The following is a 3,647-nucleotide window of genomic DNA, read 5'->3' as shown; positions in this document are numbered from 1 at the left end:
TCCAGTATCTGCGGCAGCAAATTATCCAGACGCTGGCGTCCTTCAGTGGATAGCCGCAAAGAGACATCCCGACTATGGGCAAAGCGCCAGAGTCGTGACCAGCTTTCTGTCGGGTTTGGAAAATGCAGTTGCTGGAAAAGATCTTCAGGGAGCATGTCCAGAGTATGGTTTTGGGCATGCAGCCAGAGTTGTCGCCCCTGTTCCGGGGTATTGCTGGAAGGCGCAGTTTGCGGAGCCAGCGTTTGTAAAAAAATCTGATGCACTTGCTGACGCAAACAGTCCAGATCCATTCGAAAACTATCCACATCCTCATGGTGCATGGCGCAAGCCAGTCGCTGCCATTCGCTCTCATTGCGGGGAAGTTGCTGGGTTTGCTGGTCCTGGACCATTTGCAGGCAGTGCTCGGTATTACGAAAAAAACAGTAGGCCTTGCCCAATAACAGAAAATCGGATGTTGGCAGTAGATTCAGTTCGTGGAGAATATCCAGCGTGTTGAGGGTGTTGGTATTGCGTAGTTGAGGGGTACGCCCCCCATGGATGATCTGGAGCGATTGACAGATAAATTCGATTTCGCGAATCCCGCCTTGTCCTTTTTTAATGTCATGACTGCTTTCGCCCTGCTCGGCATCCATCAGGGCCTTGACCTCACGGAGTCCCTGCAGGGCGGTAAAGTCCAGATAGCGGCGGTAAACAAAAGGCCTCAGCATTTCCAGCACTTTTGCACCAAAATCCAGGTTACCCGCTACGGGTCGGGCCTTGATGAAAGCGTAACGCTCCCAGCCCCGCCCATGGACCTGATAATAGTGCTCCATGGCGGCAGCACTGATGCAGAGGGGGCCGGCATCCCCGAAAGGACGCAGACGCATGTCTACGCGAAAGCAGAAACCTTCGGCGCCGGGTTGATCCAGCGCCTGAATCAGCCAGCGCCCCAAACGGCTGAAGTATTCACTGTTTTCCAGGGAACGGGGACCATTACTGCTGCCATTTTCGCCAAAGCAGAAAATGAGGTCGATATCCGAGGACAAATTCAGCTCTTTTCCACCGAGTTTGCCCATGCCGATGACCGCGAAAGCAACCGCCTCTCCGGCATCGTTCCCGGGACATCCATAGGATTGTTCCAATAATGCCTGGCCGTATGTGCAGGCCTGCTGTAGACAGACTTCGGCTAGCGCGCTGACAGCCGCTACGGTTTCCGGCATCTGCTCACCCGCCATGCGATCCCGCCAGATGATTTCAATCATCCGTGCATTCCGATAGCGCCGTAGTGCCGTATTGAAGGCTTCAGGGCTGAGATCCTTCAAGTCGGGAAGCGGGGTGATTTCTCCCTTGGCCAACCGGAGCAGATGCTGGGGATGACACTGCAGATATTGGCGCAGAAAGGGGCTGGCGCAGGCAACCTGCAAGCAATGCCGGAAAAAACCTGCACCATTATCCAGCAGCTTGTTGCGTTGGGTTTCCGAAAACGTTGCCCAGATGACCGTGACCATTTCTTCTATGGCTTCCCTGTCTACAGGCATTTGCCGGAGAATTTCGGTGATCTGGGTGGGTAAGCTCGTCCCGGTTTTCGGGGGCATGGATTTTGGGCTCTCATCCATCGGGTTTTCAGGCACAGGTCTCCGGGACATGGGGCTTTTCCTTGGCAGGGCATACATGTTCACAGTGTACCTGAAGATGATTATGATACGACCCATGTAATCCTCTTACATTTTCTTGTGCTATTCAGGAACTTCGCGTATTTCCTCAGTATTTTTAATGAGATCGACCGGGCATCATGGCTGATGCCCATGCTGGTGCCCCGCATCAGGCAGGACTGCGACAGTCTCTGCGCAGGTTGGCTGTTGGGTTCGCCCGGATTTCGGCAGTGCTGGTCGCGGCTGCACTGCTGCTGGTACTCGCCGCCTATCTGCTTTTTATCTACAGGCCGGAACTGCTCCGGGATTATCTGCGCAGCACCCTGGTAGAGCATTTCTCCGAACCCGTGCAACTGAGTGCCCTCCGGACCGGATGGAAGGGTGGACCCACTGTGCAATTTCAACATTTACTGATCGGGTCTGCTGCCCATCCGGATTTGTCTCTGAATGATGTGGACTTGCGGTTTTTTGTCTTGCCATTGTTCGCGGGCGACCTGCTGGTCAGAAAACTGGATGTGACCAGTGGTTCTGTAAAACTCCTCAAAAATGCCCAGGGGCATTGGCAGTTGGCCGGACTGAAATCGGGTCAATCCAACAGTCATTTTAATCTCAAGCTGGATCCAGCACGCCTGCAAATCCAACATTTTTTGATTGAATTGCCAGACAATAATCATTCAACAGACTTGCATTTGCAGTGGCTCAGTACAGGCGGCTTACGACCGGACATGCAGGTTCACCTCGACTGGGCACAAGGCGGCAGTCTGGAGTACACGGGCGCGGCAGGAAATGGGCAATGGGCGCTACATGGCCTGCCCTTGGCCTGGTTGCATGAGCTGGATGGCCGTTTCCCTGCGCCGCAGGGGCTGCTGAGTGCAGAGGGTAGTCTGGTCTGGCAGGGTGGCTTACCCAGCGCTTTGGACGGCCATTTTCAATGGAAACATCCGGGTTTTTCAGGGCGTAAATCGACCAGGGTGGAAGGGAATATCGGCTGGCAAGGGCTTGCCCACTCGGGGCAGCTTGTGATTTCACAAATCAGCGGGATCAGCGCGCAGCCCTTGTCCGCCCGCTTGCGTCTCCACTGGCAGGGGCGATTGCAGGGTGATTTCAGTGCCAAACGCTTGCCCGTTCAGCTGGTTATGGACATCGCCGGCCCTTTATTACCAGCGCACTGGCAAAACTGGCGCCAATCATCCTGGCACGGAAGTTTGCGGGACCTGCAGGTACATTTTGCAAAAATCCGGAACTCCCAAAAGCTGGGCTGGCAACTACAAACCCGGCTGGATGATCTGGATATTCCCGCTCTGGGCAAGGCCCCACGCCTGGACGGTTTGATCGGCCATCTTGATTTTCAGCCGCAACAATTCAGCCTGCACTTGCAAAGCCGACAACTGAAGGTATTTTGGCCGCGTTATTTTGCCCATTCCTGGTTTTTACAAAAAGTTTCGGGAAATATTTCCGGTCGCTGGAATGCTCAGCACTGGTCTTTGCAGGCCGATCCATTATGTGTTCATGGTCCTGGAGATTTGCAGTTAACTGCCAGCATTGGTCCACAGCAATTGCATTTGCGAGCCCGACTGCAGCACCTGCCGGTACGCGACATCAACACTTTTCTGCCGAAGCAGGGAATTTCACCGGCATTGCAGCGCTGGCTTTCCAGGGCCTTTCTCAGTGGCACTCTGGACAAGGCAGATTTGCGTTGGCGAGGCCCCTGGCAGCATTTGCCCCAAAACCACAATCATGACCATCTGAATCTGCAGGCGTATTTTCACAATGTGCATTTGCATTACGCAGCACGCTGGCCCGATGCGGAGCATCTGGATGCCCGTTTGCTGTGGACTGGAAATGCATTGACCGTTCGCAGTCACGGGGATATTTCCGGCATTCCGGTGCGGGAGGCGCAGGTTTCTATTGGCAATCTCGATACGGCACTTGCATCGCCTCTGTATGCAGAAATCAATACGCCTCTGCCTATGGCAAAACTGCTGCCCTGTTTGCGTCAGACCCCGATTTTACGCC

Annotated in this window: 2 protein-coding genes; one reads left to right on the top strand and one right to left on the bottom strand. The window is 54.3% G+C overall.

Going from position 1 to position 3,647, the window contains the following annotated elements; all coding sequences use genetic code 11:
* Positions 1-1,625: [protein-PII] uridylyltransferase family protein (locus AC2VLY_RS05740; RefSeq protein WP_486921920.1), on the bottom strand; the 1,625-nt coding region annotated here is incomplete at its 3' end.
* A 146-nt stretch (positions 1,626-1,771) separates the two neighbouring features.
* Here AC2VLY_RS05740 and AC2VLY_RS05735 point away from each other — a divergent pair.
* Positions 1,772-3,647: YhdP family protein (locus AC2VLY_RS05735; RefSeq protein ID WP_486921919.1), on the top strand; the 1,876-nt coding region annotated here is incomplete at its 3' end.

It is taken from the genome of Acidithiobacillus sp. TH-A36 (assembly GCF_057473445.1).
This window is presented reverse-complemented; position numbering and strand designations above follow the sequence as displayed.